Below are 20,332 nucleotides of genomic sequence, written 5' to 3' on the forward strand. Positions count from 1 at the left end.
ACGTAATAAGCTGTTCCAGGCTTGACGGCAGTGTTAGCGCTTGCCCTCGTGGGCCAGCTCTGCCCAGGCGTCGGGCGCAAAACCCACGGTGATGCGTCCCTGCGGCCATTGGACGACCGGGCGCTTGATGACGCTGGGCTGCTGCTGCATGAGGGCTGCGGCACCGGCCGCATCCTGGGCGCCGGCCTGGGTGTCGGCATCGAGCTTGCGCCAGGTCGTGCCCTGGCGGTTGAGCAGCTTTTCCCAGCCCACGGCCTGCATCCAGGCAGGCAGTTGCGCGGCAGGGACGCCCTGTTTCTTGAAGTCGTGGAATTCGTAGGCGATGCCCTGGTCGGCAAGCCAGGCGCGGGCCTTCTTGACGGTGTCGCAGTTGGGAATGCCGTAGAGCGTCACAGTGTTTGAGGTGGTCATGATTGGTTGCAGTTGCCGCAGTCCGCGGATGGCGAGGACCCCATAAGGACACTGTCCCTGGGTAACAATAGCGCGCAGTATGCACACCTCATTTCCCACATTGGATGCATGGCTCGCATATTGCGAGCGCCTGCACCCCAAGAATATCGCGCTGGGCCTGGATCGCGTGCGCGAAGTCGCCCAGCGCCTGGACCTGCGTTTCGACTGCCCCGTGATCACGGTGGCGGGCACCAATGGCAAGGGCTCGACCTGCGCCATGCTGGAGGCCGTGGCGCTGCAGTCGGGCTTTCGTCCCGGCGTCTACACATCGCCGCATCTGGTGCATTTCGAGGAGCGCTGCCGCGTGGGCGGCGAGATCGTGAAGGCCGCCGAGCTGCTGCCGCAGTTCGAGGCCGTGGAGCAGGCGCGCGTGCAGGGCACGGAAGTGGCGCTCACCTATTTCGAATTCACCACGCTGGCCATCCTGCGGCTGATGAGCCAGTCCAGGCTGGATGTGGCGATTCTCGAGGTGGGCCTTGGCGGGCGGCTGGATGCCACGAACGTGATCGATGCCGATTGCGCCGTCATCACCAGCATCGACATCGACCATGTGGAATTCCTGGGCCCGGACCGCGAGAGCATCGGCCGCGAGAAGGCCGGCATCATGCGCGCCGGCCGGCCGGTGGTGGTCAGCGATCCCATGCCGCCGCAAAGCGTGCTGGACCATGCACAGGCCATTGGCGCCGATCTCTGGCGCCTGGGCCAGGACTTCAATTTCTCGGGCGACAAGCAGCAGTGGGGCTGGGCCGGACGCGGGCGGCGCTATGCGGGCCTGGCCTATCCGGCGCTGCGCGGCGCCAACCAGCTGGTCAATGCATCGGGTGCGCTGGCCGCGCTCGAAGCCATTCGCAGCCGCCTTCCGGTCACGGCCCAGGCCGTGCGCACGGGGCTGGCCATGGTCGAGCTGCCAGGGCGTTTCCAGATCATTCCGGGCCAGCCCACGCTGGTGCTGGACGTAGCGCACAACCCGCATTCGGTGGCGGCGCTGACGGCCAACCTCGATGCCATGGGTTACTTCCCCTGCACGCATGCGGTGTTCGGCGCCATGCACGACAAGGACCTGGCGCCCATGCTGGGCAGGATCGCACCGCTGATCGACCGCTGGTACCTGACCGACCTGCCCACGCCGCGTGCCGAAAGCGCCGAAGTGCTGCGCCAGAAGATCGAAGCCTTGCCGCCCGCGCCCGGCGTGCCCCGCGAGCTGTCGGTGGCCACGTTCGCAAACCCGCAGCTGGCGCTGGATGCAGCGGTTCTGGCCGCAGGTCCCACTGATAGAATCGTGGTCTTTGGCTCGTTCTTCACGGTGGGCGGCGTGCTGCAGGACGGCCCGCCCCGGCTGAACGCCAAGCATCTGGGCACCTGAATCCAGTGATCCGCACCGCAGGCGGCCATCGTGGCCGCTGTGGTGGCCGATATGAACGAGTCCGCACTCCATGGCATTTTTCAATTTTCGTTGGCCCGGCAAAAAAGACGACGGTGATTCGTCGTCCGCATCGAGGCGGCCCACACGGCTGGGACAGGCGGAAAGCGTCGATGTCATGCGCCGCCGGGCGCGCCACCGCCTCATCGGCGCTGCCGTGCTGGTCCTGGCGGGCGTGGTCGGTTTCCCCCTGCTGTTCGACACCCAGCCGCGTCCGATTCCCGTAGACATCCCCATCGAGATTCCTGACCGCGACAAGGTTGCGCCCCTGGTCGTGCCCGGCGCCAATGCCGTGGACGCCCATTCGCATGGCGCGGCTGCGCCGACGGGCCGCGTGTCGGCCCAGGCCTCGCTGGGTGCCGATGAGGAAGAGGTTCCCATGGGCAGGCCTTCGGCGCCGTCCGTGCCTGTGGCCCCTCCCGTTTCCCAGGTGGCTCCGGTCAAGCCTGAAGCGAAGCCCGAGGCAAAGCCGGAGCCCAAGCCCGCCGCCAAGCCTGAGACCAAACCCGAGCCCAAGCCGGAACCCAAGCCCAAGCCTGAGCCGGCCAAACCCGAGCACAAGCCGGAGCCCAAGCCCGAGCCGAAACCCGAGCCCAAGCCAAAGCCCGAACCCAAGCCCGAGCCGTCCAGGAGCGACGATGCCGCGCGTGCCCGTGCCCTGCTGGAAGGACGCAGCGCGCCCGCCGCTTCAACGGCGGCCGCGGCGACGGACGAACGCTTTATCGTGCAGGTCGGTGCCTTCTCCGACGCCGGCAAGGCCCAGGAAATCCGCGCCAAGCTGGAGCTGGCGGGCCTGAAGACATTCACGCAGGTGGTGGACACCAAGGACGGCAAGCGCACGCGGGTGCGTGTGGGCCCGTTCAACGGCCGGGCCGAAGCAGACAAGGCGGCGGCGCGCGTCAAGGGCCAGGGCCTGCCGGCGTCGGTGATCAAGCTCTGACGCGGTGACGTACATCTTGCAAAGCAGCACGGGCGCACAGAAATAGCGTATGTCCACGGTGGACTGGGTTTTGCTGGCCTGCGTGCTGGCCTCGATGCTGCTTGGCGCCTGGCGCGGGCTGGTGTACGAGGTGCTGTCTCTGCTGGGCTGGCTGGTGGCCTTTGTCGTGGCCCGCATCTGGGCGGCCGACGTGGCGCTGTGGCTGCCCATGCAGGACTGGGACATGCAGCTGCGCTACGCCGCAGGCTTTGTGCTGTTGTTCGTGCTGGCGCTGTTCGGCTGGGGCCTGGTGTCCTGGCTGTCGCGCCGGCTGATCGAGGCGGTGGGGCTGAGGCCCGTGGACCGCACCCTGGGCGCGCTGTTCGGCGTGCTGCGCGGGGCGCTGCTGGCCCTGGTGGCAACGATGGTGATCAGCTACACGCCGCTGCACCAGGGGCAGTGGTGGCAGGATTCAGCCTTGGCGCCATGGCTGATGCAGGCGCTGGCTGTGGTTTTGCCACAGCTGCCGCAGGAATGGGGACGCTATCTGCCGGCTGCATGACAAGGCGCTGCAGCGCAGGAGTCGGCTGGCAGAAACAGTTTGGATAGAGAAATCGGGCGCAGGCGTGGCCAATGGGTGGCTGCTACGGCCCAGACAGCGAAGGGCGACCTTCGCAAACGGATGGAACGCAACTATGTGTGGAATCGTTGGTGTAGTCAGCACCGCGCCCGTGAATCAACTGATCTATGACGCCCTGCTGCTGCTGCAGCACCGTGGCCAGGATGCCGCAGGCATCGTGACCCAGCAGGAGCGCAAGTTCTTCATGCACAAGGCCAAGGGCATGGTGCGCGACGTGTTCCGCACCCGCAACATGCGTGCCCTGCCGGGCACGGTGGGCCTGGGTCAGGTGCGCTACCCGACGGCCGGCAACGCGACCAGCGAGGAAGAGGCCCAGCCCTTCTACGTGAACGCGCCCTTCGGCATCGTCATGGTGCACAACGGCAACCTCACCAATGCCAAGCAGCTGCGCGAGGAGCTGTCCGACACCGACCACCGCCACACCAACACCGAGAGCGACTCCGAAGTCCTGCTCAACGTGCTGGCCCACGAGCTGGCCCGCGCCAGCAGTGGCGCGCCGCTCAAGAGCGAAGACGTGTTCCAGGCCGTGAGTGCCGTGCACAAGCGCATCAAGGGCTCGTATGCGGTGATCGCGCTGATCGCCGGCTACGGCCTGCTGGCCTTCCGCGACCCGTTCGGCATCCGCCCCCTGTGCATGGGCCGCGGTGCCGACGGCTCGGTGATGCTGGCCAGCGAGTCCGTGGCCCTGGAAGGCACGCTACACCAGCTCGAGCGCGATGTCGCCCCGGGCGAGGCCGTGTTCGTGCACAGCGACGGCCAGGTCGAAACCCGCCAGTGCTCTGAAAAGAGCGAGCTGCACCCCTGCGTGTTCGAGTACGTGTACCTGGCCCGCCCGGACTCCGTGCTGGATGGCATCTCCGTCTACCAGGCCCGCCTGAACATGGGCGAGACGCTGGCCAAGCGCGTGGTCTCCACCGTGCCGCCCAACGAGATCGACGCCATCATCCCGATTCCCGAATCCAGCCGCCCCAGCGCCATGCAGCTGGCCCAGCTGCTGGGCATTCCGTACCGCGAAGGCTTCGTCAAGAACCGCTACGTGGGCCGGACCTTCATCATGCCGGGCCAGTCCTCGCGCAAGAAATCGGTGCGCCAGAAGCTCAACGCCATCGGCAGCGAGTTCAAGGGCCGCAAGGTGCTGCTGGTGGATGACTCCATCGTGCGCGGCACCACCTCCAAGGAAATCGTGCAGATGGCGCGTGATGCCGGTGCCGTCAAGGTCTACCTGGCCTCGGCAGCGCCTCCGGTGCGCCATCCCAACGTCTACGGCATCGACATGCCCACGCGCGCCGAACTGGTGGCGCATGGCCGCACGGTCGAGGAAATCCGTCAGGTCATCGGTGCCGACGCGCTGATCTACCAGGACGTGGCTGCCATGAAGCAGACCGTGGGCAAGATCAACCCGCAGGTGCAGGGCTTCGAGGCCTCGTGCTTCGATGGCGTCTACATCACGGGCGACATCTCCGAGGACGAAGTCACGGCACTCAATGAAGGCCGCAACCGCGGCGGCGAGGAAGAGTCCAGCGACGCCTCGCGCCTGTCCCTGCCCAACGCCCAGGAAGCCTGAGCCCGAGCCCGAGTCCGAGCGATTGGGCTTCAGTGACAATACGGGGGCGGGCCTGAGGCCCGCCCTTTTTTGACAAATGAGCTAAAAGCGCTGGTGCTGGAGGACTGCAGGCTGCAACGCCCAGCAAGTCCCCAGGTGACAAGTGTTTCTAGCTCCTTTTTTCCGGGCACCGCCGCCATCGGCGGGCCGCGCCCGACCCCAAGGACCATCAACGTGACGAACAAGACACTTCCCGAAGGCCTGCATCCCGATACGCTGGCCCTGCGCGTGGCCGTGGAACGAAGCCAGTGGGGCGAGCACAGCGAAGCCCTGTACATGACCAGCAGCTTCGTGCAGCCCGACTGCGCAACGGCAGCGCGCCGCTTCGCCAACGAAGAGCCTGGCTACACCTACAGCCGCACCTCCAACCCCACGGTGACCAGCTTCGAGCAGCGCCTGGCCGCCATGGAAGGCACGGAATGCGCCGTGGCCACGTCCACCGGCATGTCGGCCATCCTGCTGGTGGCGCTGACCACGCTCAAGGCGGGCGACCATGTGATCTGCTCGCAGTCCATGTTCGGCTCCACCATCAAGCTGCTGGGCGGCGAGATGGCGCGCTTCGGCATCGAGACCAGCTTTGTCTCGCAGACCGATGTGCAGGCCTGGAAGGCCGCCATCCGTCCCAACACGCGATTGCTGTTCGCCGAGACGCCGACCAACCCGCTGACCGACCTGTGCGACATCGCCGCGCTGGCCGAACTGGCGCACGCCCATGGCGCGCTGCTGGCGGTGGACAACAGCTTTGCCTCGCCCGCGCTGCAGCGGCCCGCCCAGTTCGGTGCCGACCTGGTCGTGCACTCCGGCACCAAGCTGCTGGACGGCCAGGGCCGCGTCATGTCGGGCGCCGTCTGTGGCACGACGGCACTGGTGGACAAGGTCATGGGGACCTTCCTGCGCAGCGGCGGCCTGAACCTGGCGCCGTTCAACGCCTGGGTGGTGCTCAAGGGTCTGGAGACGCTGTCACTGCGCGTCAAGGCGCAAAGCGCCGCCGCGCTGGAGCTGGCCACCTGGCTGGAGGCCCATCCCAAGGTCGCCCGTGTCTACTACCCGGGCCTGGCCAGCCACCCGCAGCACGAGCTGGCCATGCGCCAGCAAAACGGCATGGGCGGCGGCGTGCTGTCCTTCGACGTGGTGGGCGAGGGCGCCGAGCAACTGCGCGCCAACGCCTTCCATGTGGCCGACAGCACCCTGGTGTGCTCGATCACGGCCAACCTGGGCGACGTCAAGACCACCATCACCCACCCGGCCAGCACCTCGCATGGCCGCCTGAGCGAAGAGCAGCGCCGTGCCGCCGGCATCGGCCAGGGCCTGCTGCGCATCTCCGTCGGACTGGAATACCTGGGCGACATCAAGAACGATCTGTCCCGCGGACTGGATACCCTGCAATGACACAAAAAGTACGAACCCGTTTTGCCCCGTCTCCCACGGGCTTCATCCACCTGGGCAACATCCGCTCGGCCCTGTATCCCTGGGCCTTCGCGCGCGCCACGGGTGGTGATTTCATCCTGCGTATCGAGGACACCGATGTGGAGCGTTCCACCCAGGCCTCGGTGGACGTGATCATCGAAGGCATGGCCTGGCTGCAGCTGGACCATGACGAAGGTCCGTTCTATCAAATGCAGCGCATGGACCGCTACAAGGAGGTGCTGGCCGGCCTGCAGGCTTCGGGCCATGTCTACCCCTGCTACATGAGCGTGGAAGAACTCGACGCCCTGCGCGAGCGCCAGATGGCCAACAAGGAAAAGCCGCGCTACGACGGCACCTGGCGCCCTGAAGAAGGCAAGGTGCTGCCGCCCGTGCCCGAAGGCGTGCGCCCCGTGCTGCGCTTCAAGACGCCGCAGGGCGGCGTCGTGGCCTGGGAAGACAAGTGCAAGGGCCGGATCGAGTTCCAGAACAGCGAGCTGGACGACCTGGTGATCGCGCGTCCCGATGGCACGCCCACCTACAACTTCTGCGTCTGCGTGGACGATATGGACATGGCCATCACCCATGTCATCCGTGGCGACGACCACGTCAACAACACGCCGCGTCAGATCCACATCTTCGAGGCGCTGGGCGCCAGCGTGCCCGTGTTCGCCCACCTGCCCACCGTGCTCAACGAGCAGGGCGAGAAGATGAGCAAGCGCAACGGCGCCAAGGCCGTCACCCAGTACCGCGACGAAGGCTACCTGCCCGACGCCATGGTCAACTATCTGGCCCGCCTGGGCTGGAGCCACGGCGATGACGAAATCTTCAGCCGCGCCCAGTTCTTGGAGTGGTTCAACCTCGACCATCTGGGCCGCAGCGCAGGCCAGTTCGACGAGGCCAAGCTGCGCTGGGTCAACGCCCAGCACCTGAAGGCCCTGGACGATGCGGCCCTGGCAGAGCTGGTGCGCCCCTTCGTGCTCAAGACCGGCCTGGACCAGGCCCTGCTCGACGCCGACGACCGCCTGCCGCGCATCTGCGCCCTGTTCAAGGACCGCTGCGAAACCCTGGTCGATCTGGCCGGCTGGGTGCGCCTGTTCTATGTGGACGCCTTCGACCGCAACGCCGAAGACCTGGCCAAGCATGTGACCGACGCCGTGGCGCCCGCCCTGGACGCCTTCGCCGAAGGCATCGCCTCGGTGGAGTGGAGCAAGGAAGCCATTGCCGCTTTGATCAAGGAAGTGCTCAAGGCCCAGGGCCTGAAGATGCCGCAACTGGCCATGCCGGTGCGCGTGCTGACGCTGGGCACGGCGCACACGCCTTCGGTGGACGCGGTGCTGGAGCTGCTGGGTCGTGAAAAAATTCTGGCCCGTTTGAAAAACCGCTAAAAACCTGTCTATAATTCGAGTCTCTGATGCAAACGCAGCAACTAACAAGAAGCAGCGATTGCAGCATGAAGGGGGTATAGCTCAGCTGGGAGAGCGCTTGCATGGCATGCAAGAGGTCATCGGTTCGATCCCGTTTACCTCCACCAAAATTGAGACTTGGGTATTTACGCAAGTTCTAGGATTGACCCTATCGTCTAGAGGCCTAGGACATCACCCTTTCACGGTGAGTACCGGGGTTCGAATCCCCGTAGGGTCGCCAAGTTTGCAGCACTTGGCTCGAAAGAGCGCAAAAGCTGTCTGCCAGGAGTGGTAGTTCAGTTGGTTAGAATACCGGCCTGTCACGCCGGGGGTCGCGGGTTCGAGTCCCGTCCACTCCGCCAAAATTTGCCGCTTGGTATGTAAGCGCCTTTGAAAAACGAAGGCGCTTTTTTATCGGCGGATCATAGGCTGTGACCCTATCGTCTAGAGGCCTAGGACATCACCCTTTCACGGTGAGTACCGGGGTTCGAATCCCCGTAGGGTCGCCAAGTTTGCAGCACTTGGCTCGCAAGAGCACAAAAGCAGCCTGCCAGGAGTGGTAGTTCAGTTGGTTAGAATACCGGCCTGTCACGCCGGGGGTCGCGGGTTCGAGTCCCGTCCACTCCGCCAGTATCGGATTTTTGGGGGTATAGCTCAGCTGGGAGAGCGCTTGCATGGCATGCAAGAGGTCATCGGTTCGATCCCGTTTACCTCCACCAAAATTGAGACTTGAGTATTTACGCAAGTTCTAGGATTGACCCTATCGTCTAGAGGCCTAGGACATCACCCTTTCACGGTGAGTACCGGGGTTCGAATCCCCGTAGGGTCGCCAAGTTTGCAGCACTTGGCTCGAAAGAGCGCAAAAGCTGTCTGCCAGGAGTGGTAGTTCAGTTGGTTAGAATACCGGCCTGTCACGCCGGGGGTCGCGGGTTCGAGTCCCGTCCACTCCGCCAGATTCCTTGTGCAAACCCAGCGTTTGCGCAGACAAGAAGCCACCGCAAGGTGGCTTTTTTGTTTCTGCCGCGTGCAGCTCGCCTGCATGGCTGCCTCGCTTGGCGGCAGGCAAGCATGTGCGAAAAGCGGGCTTTGCCACAGATTTTTTAAGGGCAAACCCGGAACTTTGCCTCAACATTCGTAACAATAGATGGTGTCCCGATCACGGGACATTCACTTTCACTGCTCCCGCCTTCGTCTCGCCCCATGCGCCTTGCGCCATCGTTCCTGTTTTCCTTGCTGATGCTGTTGTCCATCTTCTGTGGACAGGTGGCGGCGTCGGCATCGTCCGATGGACTGGAAAGCGATGGCTTGCTGGCGCACCACCCCATCGTGACCATCGATGAGGAATTCCTCGAAGAGCTCGCGGAAGTCGAGGAAGACGACGAGACGGAGTTTGCCGAGCTGACGGCACACGGCGGCAATACCCGCCAGCTGCTGGCCCTGCTGGCCTGTGGCGAGGACCGCTCCGCCGAGATGTACTGGCCGCCCGAGCCCATCGCCGTGCAGGTGGTGTCGCTGTGGGCCCCGCCTTCGACCTATTCCCAGGCGCACCTGTCGCCCGCTCCGGGCCAGCTGCTGCGCCCTCCAAGACCTTCCCTGCTCGGCTGACCGCATATTGCGGCGCAGGCATGCCCTGCGCCCCTTGCGCCCCTTGTCGGCTGACGCATCCCACTGCCTGATCACTGCTCGTGCGCGCCTTGCTGGCGCGCATGCCATGCCGTCGTCCGCGCGCTGACTGCGCACGGCCCGGCCATGCCCGTTCCCGCGTTGTCCGCAGGGGAGGGCCCATCTCTTACTCAACCCCTCGACTGTCGTTTCGCGGCAGATGCATGCCATGGTGAATCCAACGGTATTGGCGGGAATGGCCCCCGCTCGTTTTCCATCCTTTTCGCGCAAGGCCTTGCAAGGCGCGATCTGCAGCCTGCTGGTGGGCTGGAGTGCCGGTGCCTCGGCACAGGCATCCCAGCCTCCCATGACCCAGGCGGCACCCGCCGCGGCTGCCGCCGCCGAGGCCGCAGCGGCCCGCGTCCCGGTCACGCCTAAGGCCGCATCGACAGCTTCAACGGCTTCTGTGGCTTCGGCCGCCGCACAGCGCCTGCCCCAGCTGAGCCTGAACGAGGTCGTTCGCGCCGTGCTGGACCACAACCCCGATCTGCGCGCTGTCGAGCAGTCGCGGACCACGGCGCGCGCAGGCGTGGTCAGCGCCTCGGCGCTGCCCAATCCCAAGCTCGAATGGAACCAGGGCCGCAACAGCGCCCGCGTGCCCGGCGCGGCGGCCGGCACGGTGCAGGGCTGGGCCGTGGCGTTGCCCATCGAGAACCCCGCCGTGCGCGGTGCGCGCGTGGAGGCCGCGAGGGCAGGCGAGCAGGGCTCGGTGCACTTCGTGGCGACCACGCGCAATGCGCTGGTGGCCCAGGTGCGGCTGCGCGCCTACGAAATGGTGCTGCGCGAGGCGGAGGTCGAGGCCGCCAAGGAGGCGGTGCGCCTTCTGGAGCAGGCCCATGAGCGCGTCCGCGTGCGCGTGGATAGCGGCGAGGCGGCCCGCTACGAAATCATCAAGGCCGATGCCGAAATCATCCAGGCGCGCCAGCAGGAGCAGACCGCAAGGCTGCGCGCCGAGCAGGCGCAGCTGTCGCTGGGCCGCCTGGCCGCAGGCCAGCTGCCCGTGCGCTTTCGCCTGGATGTGTCGCTGGAGGACCCGTTGCGCATCGAGGACATGGGGGAGATCGATCCCATGGAGCATCCCGAACTGCGCCAGCTCAAGGCGGAGGTCGAGCGTGCCCAGGCGCGGCTTGACGGGGCCAAGGCCTCGCGCTGGCCGGGCGTGGAGCTGCGCTACGGCCAGACGCGCGAGCCCGACGTGCGCCTGAACACGGTGGGCGTAAGCATCCAGATCCCCTTGCTCGACCAGCACCGCGGCCCCATCGACGAGGCGGCCTCCGAGCTGGAGCGCGCGCGTCTGCAGCTGGAAGGCCGGCAGATCGAGCTGCGCCAGCAGACGCTGCAGGCCTGGAAGGAGCTGGAGATGGCACGACTGCGCACCCAGGCACTGAGCCAGGGTTCGGTGCGCGAGGCCGAGTCGGCCCTGCGCGTGGCCGAGGCCGCCTACCGCTTCGGCGAGCGCGGCATTCTCGATGTGCTCGATGCGCAGCGCGTGCTGCGCTCCATCCGTGCAGACCTGCTCGATGCGCGCTACCAGCTGCAGGCGGCGCGCATACAGCTCGAATACCTCGCGGGCCGCTACGACGATCCGTCCGCGCTGTGAAGCGCGCCGTCCCTGCCTCACACCCGAAATCAGAAACGAACATGTCCTTGAATATGCATCCGAAACCCATCGCCGCCCGCGCAGGCAGCAGCACCTTGGTGAATTCCCTGGCCCTGGCCGGCCTGCTGGCCGCAACGCTGGCGCTGAGCGCCTGCGGCAAGAACGAAGAGGCCGAAGCCAAGGCGGCGCCCGCAGCGGCCGCTGCCCAGGAGCAGGACCCGATGGAGGTCCGTGTGACCGCCGAGATGGCTCCCAACTTCGCCGTCAAGCCCGTGGCGCAGGCGCAGATCGCGCTGCTGCAGGAGGTGTCTGGCCGCATCGAGGCCAATGAGCGCCAGGTCACCCGCATTGGCGCGGCCGCCACGGGGCGCGTGACCGAGGTGCTGGTCGAAGTGGGCGACCGCGTGCGCGCGGGACAGGTGCTGGCCCGCGTGGCCAGCCCCGAGCTGACCACCGCCCAGCTGGCCTATCTGCGTGCACACTCCGCCGCCACGCTGGCCGAGCGCGGCGTGGAGCGCGCGCGCCAGCTGATCGCCGCTGACGTCATCGGCTCGGCCGAGCTGCAGCGCCGCGAGTCCGAGCTGTCGATTGCCCGCGCCGAGCAGCGCGCTGCCGGCGACCAGTTGCGCCTGATCGGCATTCCCGACAGCGCCATCGCCCAGCTGCGCGACAAGGGCACGCTGCAGTCGCATGCGGCCGTGCTGTCCACAGGGGCCGGCGTGGTGATCGAGCGCAAGGTCAGCTCCGGCCAGGTGACCCAGCCCGGTGATCCGCTGTTCACCGTGGCCGACCTGAGCAGCGTCTGGGTGGTGGGCGCGATTCCCGAGCAGATGGCCAGCGGCGTGCGCGCCGGCCAGGCCGTGGAGATCGCCGTGCCCGCCCTGGGCGAGCGCGTGCTGTCCGGCCAGATCGTGCATGTGGGCGACACCGTGACGCCCGAGACCCGCACCGTCACCATCCGCACCCAGGTGGACAACACCGAGCGCGACCTCAAGCCCCAGATGCTGGCCACCATGCGCATCCAGGGCGAGGTACGCCAGCTGCTGGCCGTGCCGGCCGAGGCCGTGGTGCGCGAGAACGATCGCGACCATGTCTTCGTCAAGAAGGGCGAGAACCACTACCGCCTCACGCCCGTCGAGCTGGGCACCGCCAGCGGCGGCATGCGCCCCGTGAACAAGGGCGTGGCCGATGGCACGGTCATCGTCACCACGGGCGCCTTCCACCTGAACAACGAGCGCAAGCGCGCAGAGCTGGAGTAAGCCCATGATCGCTTCCATGATCCGGGCCGCACTGAGCCAGCGACTCATCGTGATCGTGCTCTCGCTGGTGCTGTGCGGCTTTGGCCTGCGCGCCGCCATGAATCTGTCGGTGGATGCCTTTCCTGACGTGACCAACGTCCAGGTCCAGGTGGCCACCGAGGCGCCAGGCCGCTCGCCCGAGGAAATCGAGCGCTTCGTGACCGTGCCGCTGGAAATCGCCATGACCGGCATGCCGGGCCTGGTGGAGATGCGCTCGCTCAACAAGAGCGGCCTGTCCATCATCACCCTGGTCTTCACCGATACCACCGACGTGTACTTTGCACGCCAGCTCGTCACCGAGCGGCTGATGGAGGTCACGCCGCGCATGCCCGAAGGCATCATCCCCGTGCTGGGGCCGGTGTCCACGGGCCTGGGCGAGGTCTACCAGTACACGCTGGACCATCCCGACGACGGCAAGCGGGCCCTCACGCCCGAGGAGCTGACCGAGCGCCGCACCATCCAGGACTGGGTGGCGCGCCCGCTGCTGCGCTCCATTCCCGGCGTGGCCGAAATCAACTCGCAGGGCGGCTACGTCAAGCAGTACCAGGTGGAGGTCGACCCCGGCCGGCTGCGCCACTACGGCCTGTCCGTGCGCCATGTGGTCCAGGCCATCGCCGACAACAACGCCAACGCCAGCGGCGGCATCCTGCCCCAGGTCACCGAGCAGTACCTGATCCGCGCCGTGGGCCTGATCCAGTCGCTGGAGGACATCGGCAACATCGTTCTCAAGCAGGATGGCGGCGTGCCGGTCTTCGTGCGCGATGTGGCCGAGGTCCAGCTGGGCCAGGAAGTGCGCCAGGGCGCCATCATCAAGGGCGGCTATACCGAAGGCGTCTCCGGCATCGTGCTGATGATGCGCGGCGGCAATGCCAAGGAAGTCGTCACCCGCGTGAAGGAGCGCGTGCAGGAGATCAACTCCAAGGGCATGCTGCCCGGCGGCCTGCAGATCGTTCCCTACTACGACCGTACCGACCTGGTCGACTCGGCGCTGTGGACCGTGGGCAAGGTGCTGATCGAGGGCATCCTGCTCGTGGTCGTGGTGCTCTTCGTCTTCCTGGGTGACGTGCGCTCCAGCCTGATCGTGGTGGCCACGCTGATCATCACGCCGCTGACCACCTTCATCATGATGAACCGCTGGGGCATCTCGGCCAACCTCATGTCGCTGGGAGGGCTGGCGATCGCCATCGGCCTCATGGTCGATGCCACCGTGGTGGTGGTGGAGAACGTGTTCCACAAGCTCGGCCAGGCCGGCGACAGCATGGGCGCACGCGTGCGCACCGTGCTCTCGGCCACCACCGAGGTGGCCACGCCCACCATCTTCGGCATCGCCATCATCATCCTGGTGTTCCTGCCGCTGATGACGCTGCAGGGCATCGAGGGCAAGATGTTCGGCCCGCTGGCACTGACCATCGCGATCTCGCTGGCGGTCTCGCTGGCCGTGTCGCTGTTCCTGTCGCCCGTGCTGTGCTCGTACTTCCTCAAGGGCGGCGCGGACCATGACACGCGCCTGATCGCCTTCCTCAAGCGCCACTACCTGCGCCTGCTGGACCTGGCCACCGCGCGCAACCGCGCCACGCTGGCCGTGGCCGTGGCTCTGCTGCTGGGCTCGCTGGGACTGTTCCCGCTGCTGGGCAAGTCCTTCATGCCCACCATGAAGGAGGGCGCGCTGACGCCGCAGATCAACCGCGTGCCCAGCATCTCGCTGGACGAGTCCATCCGCATGGAAATGGCGGCGATGAAGGCCGTGGCCGAGGTGCCCGGCGTGCTCAGCGTGGTCTCCAAGCTCGGACGCGGTGAATCGCCGGCCGATCCCGCAGGCCCCAACGAGTCCGACCCCATCGTGCTGCTGGACCCCGAGTCCGATCGCACCCAGGACGAGATCGACGAAGACATCCGCCAGCGCCTGTCCTCGATCCCGGGCGTACAGATCGTGCTGTCCCAGCCGATTTCCGAGCGCGTGGATGAAATGGTCACGGGCGTGCGCTCGCAACTGGCCATCAAGGTCTTCGGTGACGAGCTGGACGATCTGCGCGATGTCTCCGAACAGGTGGCCCGCATCCTCAAGAGCGTGCCGGGCAGCACCGACATCCGTGTCGAGCGGCTGTCGGGCCAGCAGGCGCTCACGGTGGATATCGACCGCAAGGCCATTGCCCGCCACGGCCTGAACGTCACCGACGTGCAGGGCGTGATCGAGTCGGCCATCGGCGGCAAGGACGTGACCACGGTCTACGAGGGCGAGCGCCGCTACAACGTGGTCGTGCGCTTCCCCGAGCCCTTCCGTGGCTCGCCCCAGGCTGTCGGCGCCACCTTGCTGACCACCAGCACCGGCGCGCAGGTTCCGCTCAACAGCGTGGCCCGCATCGAACTGGTGGACGGACCCGCGCAGATCAGCCGCGAAGGCGGCAAGCGCCGCGTGGTCGTGGGCGCCAACGTGGAAGGACGTGACCTGGGCGGTTTCGTGACCGAAGTGCAGCAGCGCATCGACAGTGAAGTGCAGTTGCCCGACGGCTACTACTTCAAGTACGGCGGCCAGTTCGAGAACATGGAGCGCGCCATGGGCACGCTGCAGGTGATCGTGCCGCTGACCATCGTGGCCATCTTCTTCCTGCTGTTCGTGCTGTTCAATTCGGTCAAGCTGGCCGGGCTGATCATCCTGGTGCTGCCCTTCGCCTCCATCGGGGGACTGATAGGCCTGTTCGTCACGGGCGAATACGTGAGCGTGCCGGCATCGGTGGGCTTCATCGCGCTGTGGGGCATTGCGGTGCTCAACGGCGTGGTGCTGGTCAGCTGCATCCGCAAGCTGCGCGAGGATGGAATGGACGTGGCCGAGGCCGTGCGCGAAGGCTGCGTGCAGCGCTTCCGCCCCGTGATGATGACGGCCACCGTCGCGCTGCTGGGCCTGGTGCCCTTCCTGTTCGCCACCGGCCCCGGCTCGGAGGTGCAACGCCCGCTGGCCATCGTCGTGATCGGTGGCCTGATCTCGTCCACCCTGCTTACGCTGGTGGTGTTGCCGACCCTGTACCGCTGGTTTGACGAAAAACCGCTGGAAGCCTGATGAAGGAGACACTGCAATGACCATGAAGGAAATCCGGGCCATCGTGCGCCCCAGCCGCCTGGAGCGCCTGCGCGACGCGCTGCGTGCCATTCCCAACTTCCCCGGCGTGACGCTGTTCCGTGCCGAGGGCTTCACGGCCCCGGCCGCCATCGACAAGCGCAGCGTGAAGGAGGAGTTGACCGACTTCTCCGACAAGATCATGGTCTGCGTGCTGGCCGAGGCCTCCATGGTCGAGCCCATCCGCGCGGCCATCACCACGGCCTGCCATTCGGGCCAGGTCGGCGACGGCCTGGTCTGGGTGGTGGACATCGCCGAGATCCACCGCATACGCGATGGGCAAAGCCTGGCCTGACCCGGGCTTGAGCAGGGCGCCGGAATGCAGGGCGACATAAAAAAGTCATGCATTCCGGAATTGCCCCCAAAACGCTGTGCTACAATTTTTGAATCGCAGCAACGAAGCAGTGCAACGTTGCAGCAAGGGGGTATAGCTCAGCTGGGAGAGCGCTTGCATGGCATGCAAGAGGTCATCGGTTCGATCCCGTTTACCTCCACCAAAAATTGAGACTTGAGTATTTACGCAAGTTCTAGGATTGACCCTATCGTCTAGAGGCCTAGGACATCACCCTTTCACGGTGAGTACCGGGGTTCGAATCCCCGTAGGGTCGCCAAGTTTGCAGCACTTGGCTCGAAAGAGCGCAAAAGCTGTCTGCCAGGAGTGGTAGTTCAGTTGGTTAGAATACCGGCCTGTCACGCCGGGGGTCGCGGGTTCGAGTCCCGTCCACTCCGCCAAATTCCTTGTGCAAACCCAGCGTTTGCACAGACAAGAAGCCACCGCAAGGTGGCTTTTTTTCGTCTGCAGGTTGCAGCAGCAGGCGCGCTCCGTTCGCTTTTCCTGCCTGCGCACCCAGCACCTTCGGTGCCCCCGCACTGCGCTTGGGGCATCACCAGTCCGTCATGATCCAGGCCCATCATCCATGGCGAGGGAAAGCCATGGGGACGGGAATCCATAGGCATCGGCTGCCGATTTTCCAGTGCCGATAGCCGTGTCTTCGTTTGCCTTGGCGGGACGTCTTCCAGACAGGTACGAGATGCCGATCCAGACCCGGTTTTGTCGCCGGAGCTGTTAATGCTTCTCATTTCATGTTCTGGAAAACGTTAAAGGAGCACCACTGCATGCCTTGGTCCCGGTTCAAGTTTCAGCACGTCTGCAAGGCCGCACAGCCCTTGCCGATCCTGTTCCAGGACGCATGGGCCCGGCGAGGTCGGCCGCCGCCATGAAGCCGGTATGAGGCCGATCTAAGGCCCGTCTCCCCAAGTCACGCCGATGCGCATCGGCGTGCACTGATGCCCTGCGGTCAGCGGCCGTGCCGCCGCTTTCCGCCTGTGCCGAGTCCCGTTCCCGTCTTTTTGCACGGGCGGCGCGCCGGCAGTCCATCGACCTGCGGTCGACATTTCCCCTTGACGTTCTTGCCTAGCTTGCGAGAGGAACTGCATCGTGTCCTTGAATCACACACATTCTTCGCTGGAAGAGGTTTTCATTGCTTCGCGTGGACAGTTGGTGAGGGTCGCGCGAAGAATTCTCAGGAATCCCGAACTGGCCGACGACGCCGTGCAGGACACCTATCTGCGCGTTGCCGAGATGCGCAGCGATGCCGAGATCGCCAAGCCTGCCGCCTACTGGACGCGCGCCGTCTGCAACATGGCGCTGGACTACCTGCGCCGCCAGGAGCGCGAGAACAGCTACCGCACCCACGGCGTGGATGTGGAGACGCTGGAGATACCGGACAGCCGCTCGCCCGAGCGCCTTTTGTTCGAGTCCCAGGCCATACGCCTGATCGACCAGGCCCTGGACGAGGTGCCGCCCAAGACCCGCGAGACCTTCGAGCTGTACCGCATCAAGGGCCTCACCCAGCGCCAGATCGCCGAGCACATGGAGTGCGCGCTGGGCCTGGTGAACGCCAGGATTGCCGACGCCTGCAAGGCCATCCATGTCCACCGCTCGCTGCTGGACCACCATTGAACGGTGCAGCCCGGCGCATGACCCGGAACCGGCGCGCACGCGGCGTGAACAGTTTCGGATTCGGAACGTCATGTTCAACAGAGGCGCAGTACCGGATCGCCGCGATCCGGTACTGGCCTCACCGATGTTCAACCGCATAAAGGACGCCTGCATGTCTACAAGCTGCTTCGACCGCGAAGACGAAACCTTCATCGTTCTGGTCAACCACGAGGAACAGTATTCCATCTGGCCGCACTGGAAGGCCGTGCCCGGCGGCTGGACCGCCGTGGAGGGCGTGAAGGGCGACAAGAAAACCGTGCTCGACTACGTGGACGCCACCTGGACCGACATGCGGCCCAAGTCGCTGCGCGTGTGGATGCAGCAGCAGGAGCAGGCGGGTGCCGGCGCCGCGCTGCAAAGCGATACCGATCCCGTGATCGAAACCGCAGCGGGCTGACGCGCATGCACGAGCCGCTGACCCTGCTGTGCCTGCCGTGCGCAGGCGCCAGCGCCACCATGTACCTGCGCTGGCGCAGGCTGCTGCCCCACTGGATCCGCATTGCGCCGGTGGAGCTGCCGGGGCGGGGCAGCCGGCTGGGCGAGCCTGCGGTCGAGGACTTCGGGCAACTGGTCTCGCTGCTGTGCGCCGAGCAGCGCCAGGCCATGCGCGGCCGCTTTGCGCTGCTGGGCCACAGCATGGGCGCGCTGCTGGCCTTCGGCATGGCGCGGCAATTGCGCGAGCAGGGCAGGGAGCTGCCGCTGGCCCTGATTGCCTCGGGCAGCCCGGCACCGGCCTGCCGCGATCCCGAGCGCTTTGCGGGCAAGGGCGACGATGCGGCGCTGATTGCCGATCTGCGCAGGCAGGGCGGCACGCCCGAAGAGGTGTTTGGCAGCCCCGAGCTCATGCGCATCACGCTGGATGTGCTGGGCTCCGACTACCGCGTCTGCGAGAGCTTCGGCCATGTGCCCGCTGCGGGCCTGCCGCTGCCGGTGCACGTCTTTGCGGGGCGGCAGGACGACATCGAGGCGCCCCGCGTCCAGGCCTGGTCGCAGGAGGCCGCCGGGGCCTTCACGCTGGACTGGTTCGAGGGCGGGCATTTCTTCATCAAGCAGCGCGAAGGCGATGTGCTGGCCGTGCTGGCGCAGCGCCTGGCCGGGGCCCAGTCACTCCAGGGGGAAATCCATGCAGCTCGTGTCCGTGCGTGAGGCCATGAGCCAGGGCATCGAGGTCTTCAGGCTGGACCTGGACCTGAGGGCCGAACTGAGCGACAGCCTGCCGCACCTGACCCCCGAGGAGCGCGGTCGCGCCGCGCGCTTCGTGCGGGCCGCCGACCGGCTGCGCTTCGCGCAGACGCGCGCTGCCACGCGGCGGCTGCTGGGGCGCAGGCTGGGCTGCTGCCCGGCCGATGTGCCGCTGGCGGTCGGCGTCCACGGCAAGCCCTTTGTCGACGAGGACCCGCTGCGGGCACCGCTCTTCAATGTCTCGCATTCGGGCGGGCATGCGCTGATCGCGCTGGCCGATCCCGGTGGCGTGCTGCACCTGGGCGTGGACATCGAGCAGCACAAGCCCGACCTCGATGCCGAGGTCATGCTCGACGCCGTCTGCACCGACCAGGAACGCGCCAGCGTGCGCCGTGCGCCTGATCGGCTGGCGGCCTTCTACCAGCGCTGGGTGGGCAAGGAAGCCGTGCTCAAGGCCATCGGCATCGGCGTGGCCGACCACCTGCGCTCCATAGGCATCAGCCCGGGAGGGGACGGACGGCTGGCCATCGCCTGCGCGGTCCCCGACTGGAATGGTTTTCAAGCGATGGCGCTGCCAGCGCCGCCGGGCTACGCGGCAGCTCTTGCGTGGCGCACCAAGGAATCGACATGAACGAAACCCTCCAGCGCTTCGAGCGCAAGGCCCCCGCGGGCTCTCTGCTTCCCCAGCTCATGACGCCCGCCCAGCCGGGCCAGGACCTGCTGGCCGCGCTGCCGCCGCTGCGCCGCGACATCGACGAGGCGCTGCTGACCACGGGCGGCGTGCTGCTGCGCGGCTTTGGCGTGCCCGATGTGGAGACCTTCCAGCGCTTCGCCTCGGCCTTCGGCCACCCGCTGCTCAAGTACGAATTCGCCTCCACGCCGCGCAGCGCGGTCGAGGCCTCCAGCGGCGCGGGCGTCTACACCTCCACCGAATACCCGGCCCACCAGAGCATTCCGCTGCACAACGAGCAGGCCTACACGCGCGAGTGGCCCATGAAGATCTGGTTCCACTGCGTCACCGCATCGCCCGAGGGCGGCGAGACGCCGATTGCCGACAGCCGTGCGGTCTACCGCCGCATTCCGGCGCGCATCCGCGAGCTGTTCGAGCCCGGCATCCTGTACGTGCGCAACTTCGGCGAGATGGACGTGCCCTGGCAGAAGGTCTTCAACACCGAAAGCCGCGCCGAGGTCGAGGCCTTCTGCCGCCATGCGCGCATGGACTGGGAATGGAAGGAGGACGACGGCCTGCGCACGCGCCAGCTCTGCCAGGCCATGGAGAGCCATCCCGTCACGGGCGAAATGGTCTGGTTCAACCAGGCCCACCTGTTCCACATCTCGGCGCGCGAGCCCGAGGAGCGCGAGGTGCTGGAGGAGGTCTACGGCATCGAGAACCTGCCGCGCAACACCTTCTTTGCCGACGGCTCCACCATCGGCGACGACATCTTCGCCGAGGTGCGCGCCGCGCTGGATGCCGAGACCGTCAGCTTCCCCTGGGAGCAGGGCGACGTGCTGATGCTGGACAACATGCTCGTGGCCCATGCCCGCTCGCCCTTCAAGGGGCCGCGCAAGGTCATCGTCGCCATGGCCGAGCCGCGCAGCAATCTGGACCGTTTCTGAGAACCCGGGAGGCAGCT

At 66.3% G+C, this 20,332-nt stretch carries 17 protein-coding genes and 11 tRNA genes; 27 read left to right on the forward strand and 1 reads right to left on the reverse strand.

Annotated elements, in window-relative coordinates; translation table 11 throughout:
* Positions 1-33 precede the first annotated feature (33 nt).
* Positions 34-411: an ArsC family reductase gene (locus tag INR38_RS14165; protein WP_013801585.1), complete on the reverse strand. Its 378-nt coding sequence runs from the start codon at positions 409-411 to the stop codon at positions 34-36.
* 79 nt (positions 412-490) lie between these two features.
* Here INR38_RS14165 and folC point away from each other — a divergent pair, with 79 nt between their 5' ends.
* The 27 genes from folC (at position 491) to INR38_RS14300 (ending at position 20,315) form a co-directional block, all read left to right on the forward strand.
* A complete protein-coding gene (gene folC, locus INR38_RS14170) occupies positions 491-1,813 on the forward strand; it encodes a bifunctional tetrahydrofolate synthase/dihydrofolate synthase (RefSeq protein ID WP_013801586.1) in 1,323 nt (440 codons plus the stop codon).
* A gap of 70 nt (positions 1,814-1,883) precedes the next feature.
* On the forward strand, positions 1,884-2,810 hold the full coding sequence (locus INR38_RS14175) for an SPOR domain-containing protein (RefSeq protein WP_099733179.1): 927 nt from the start codon (positions 1,884-1,886) through the stop codon (positions 2,808-2,810).
* A 49-nt stretch (positions 2,811-2,859) separates the two neighbouring features.
* The gene (locus tag INR38_RS14180; protein ID WP_012206569.1) at positions 2,860-3,351 is read left to right on the forward strand and encodes a CvpA family protein; all 492 of its coding nucleotides are present in this window, start codon (positions 2,860-2,862) and stop codon (positions 3,349-3,351) included.
* 133 nt (positions 3,352-3,484) lie between these two features.
* Positions 3,485-4,993 carry an amidophosphoribosyltransferase gene (purF, locus tag INR38_RS14185; protein WP_012206568.1) on the forward strand — a complete coding sequence of 503 codons (1,509 nt, stop codon included), beginning with the start codon at positions 3,485-3,487 and terminating at the stop codon, positions 4,991-4,993.
* A gap of 213 nt (positions 4,994-5,206) precedes the next feature.
* On the forward strand, positions 5,207-6,421 hold the full coding sequence (locus INR38_RS14190) for an O-succinylhomoserine sulfhydrylase (protein ID WP_013801588.1): 1,215 nt from the start codon (positions 5,207-5,209) through the stop codon (positions 6,419-6,421).
* Complete coding sequence (gltX, locus tag INR38_RS14195) at positions 6,418-7,824, forward strand: glutamate--tRNA ligase (protein WP_065347882.1); 1,407 nt, start codon at positions 6,418-6,420, stop codon at positions 7,822-7,824. The genes INR38_RS14190 and gltX overlap by 4 nt, the downstream gene beginning before the upstream one ends.
* Before the next feature lie 70 nt (positions 7,825-7,894).
* Positions 7,895-7,970, forward strand: a tRNA-Ala gene (locus INR38_RS14200).
* Positions 7,971-8,007: 37 nt separating this feature from the next.
* Positions 8,008-8,083, forward strand: a tRNA-Glu gene (locus INR38_RS14205).
* Positions 8,084-8,127: 44 nt separating this feature from the next.
* Positions 8,128-8,204 (forward strand) — tRNA-Asp (locus tag INR38_RS14210).
* A 71-nt stretch (positions 8,205-8,275) separates the two neighbouring features.
* Positions 8,276-8,351, forward strand: a tRNA-Glu gene (locus INR38_RS14215).
* A gap of 44 nt (positions 8,352-8,395) precedes the next feature.
* A tRNA-Asp gene (locus tag INR38_RS14220) sits at positions 8,396-8,472 on the forward strand.
* A gap of 13 nt (positions 8,473-8,485) precedes the next feature.
* A tRNA-Ala gene (locus INR38_RS14225) sits at positions 8,486-8,561 on the forward strand.
* 37 nt (positions 8,562-8,598) lie between these two features.
* Positions 8,599-8,674 (forward strand) — tRNA-Glu (locus INR38_RS14230).
* Between the two features lie 44 nt (positions 8,675-8,718).
* Positions 8,719-8,795, forward strand: a tRNA-Asp gene (locus INR38_RS14235).
* 283 nt (positions 8,796-9,078) lie between these two features.
* The gene (locus tag INR38_RS14240) at positions 9,079-9,447 is read left to right on the forward strand and encodes a hypothetical protein (protein ID WP_224986538.1); all 369 of its coding nucleotides are present in this window, start codon (positions 9,079-9,081) and stop codon (positions 9,445-9,447) included.
* A gap of 226 nt (positions 9,448-9,673) precedes the next feature.
* Complete coding sequence (locus INR38_RS14245; protein WP_207442187.1) at positions 9,674-11,104, forward strand: TolC family protein; 1,431 nt, start codon at positions 9,674-9,676, stop codon at positions 11,102-11,104.
* 41 nt (positions 11,105-11,145) lie between these two features.
* Positions 11,146-12,363, forward strand: coding sequence for an efflux RND transporter periplasmic adaptor subunit (locus INR38_RS14250; RefSeq protein WP_034395847.1), 1,218 nt, complete (start codon positions 11,146-11,148; stop codon positions 12,361-12,363).
* A 4-nt stretch (positions 12,364-12,367) separates the two neighbouring features.
* Positions 12,368-15,457: a CusA/CzcA family heavy metal efflux RND transporter gene (locus tag INR38_RS14255; RefSeq protein ID WP_207442186.1), complete on the forward strand. Its 3,090-nt coding sequence runs from the start codon at positions 12,368-12,370 to the stop codon at positions 15,455-15,457.
* Between the two features lie 16 nt (positions 15,458-15,473).
* Positions 15,474-15,809, forward strand: coding sequence for a P-II family nitrogen regulator (locus tag INR38_RS14260; RefSeq protein WP_013801593.1), 336 nt, complete (start codon positions 15,474-15,476; stop codon positions 15,807-15,809).
* 126 nt (positions 15,810-15,935) lie between these two features.
* Positions 15,936-16,011, forward strand: a tRNA-Ala gene (locus tag INR38_RS14265).
* A gap of 38 nt (positions 16,012-16,049) precedes the next feature.
* Positions 16,050-16,125: transfer RNA gene (locus INR38_RS14270), tRNA-Glu, on the forward strand.
* A gap of 44 nt (positions 16,126-16,169) precedes the next feature.
* Positions 16,170-16,246: transfer RNA gene (locus INR38_RS14275), tRNA-Asp, on the forward strand.
* A gap of 706 nt (positions 16,247-16,952) precedes the next feature.
* Positions 16,953-17,477, forward strand: coding sequence for a sigma-70 family RNA polymerase sigma factor (locus tag INR38_RS14280; protein ID WP_043824402.1), 525 nt, complete (start codon positions 16,953-16,955; stop codon positions 17,475-17,477).
* Between the two features lie 151 nt (positions 17,478-17,628).
* Complete coding sequence (locus tag INR38_RS14285) at positions 17,629-17,913, forward strand: MbtH family NRPS accessory protein (protein ID WP_207442181.1); 285 nt, start codon at positions 17,629-17,631, stop codon at positions 17,911-17,913.
* 5 nt (positions 17,914-17,918) lie between these two features.
* Positions 17,919-18,662 (forward strand): alpha/beta fold hydrolase, encoded by a 744-nt coding sequence (locus tag INR38_RS14290; RefSeq protein WP_207442178.1) that lies wholly within the window; start codon positions 17,919-17,921, stop codon positions 18,660-18,662.
* Positions 18,640-19,329: a 4'-phosphopantetheinyl transferase superfamily protein gene (locus INR38_RS14295; RefSeq protein WP_043824405.1), complete on the forward strand. Its 690-nt coding sequence runs from the start codon at positions 18,640-18,642 to the stop codon at positions 19,327-19,329. The genes INR38_RS14290 and INR38_RS14295 overlap by 23 nt, the downstream gene beginning before the upstream one ends.
* Positions 19,326-20,315, forward strand: a complete 990-nt coding sequence (locus tag INR38_RS14300; RefSeq protein WP_043824407.1) for a TauD/TfdA family dioxygenase — start codon at positions 19,326-19,328, stop codon at positions 20,313-20,315. The genes INR38_RS14295 and INR38_RS14300 overlap by 4 nt, the downstream gene beginning before the upstream one ends.
* The last annotated feature ends 17 nt before the right edge of the window (positions 20,316-20,332 follow it).

Origin of the sequence: Delftia sp. SD018, assembly GCF_017355445.1 — a bacterium.
GTDB lineage: Bacteria > Pseudomonadota > Gammaproteobacteria > Burkholderiales > Burkholderiaceae_C > Comamonas > Comamonas acidovorans.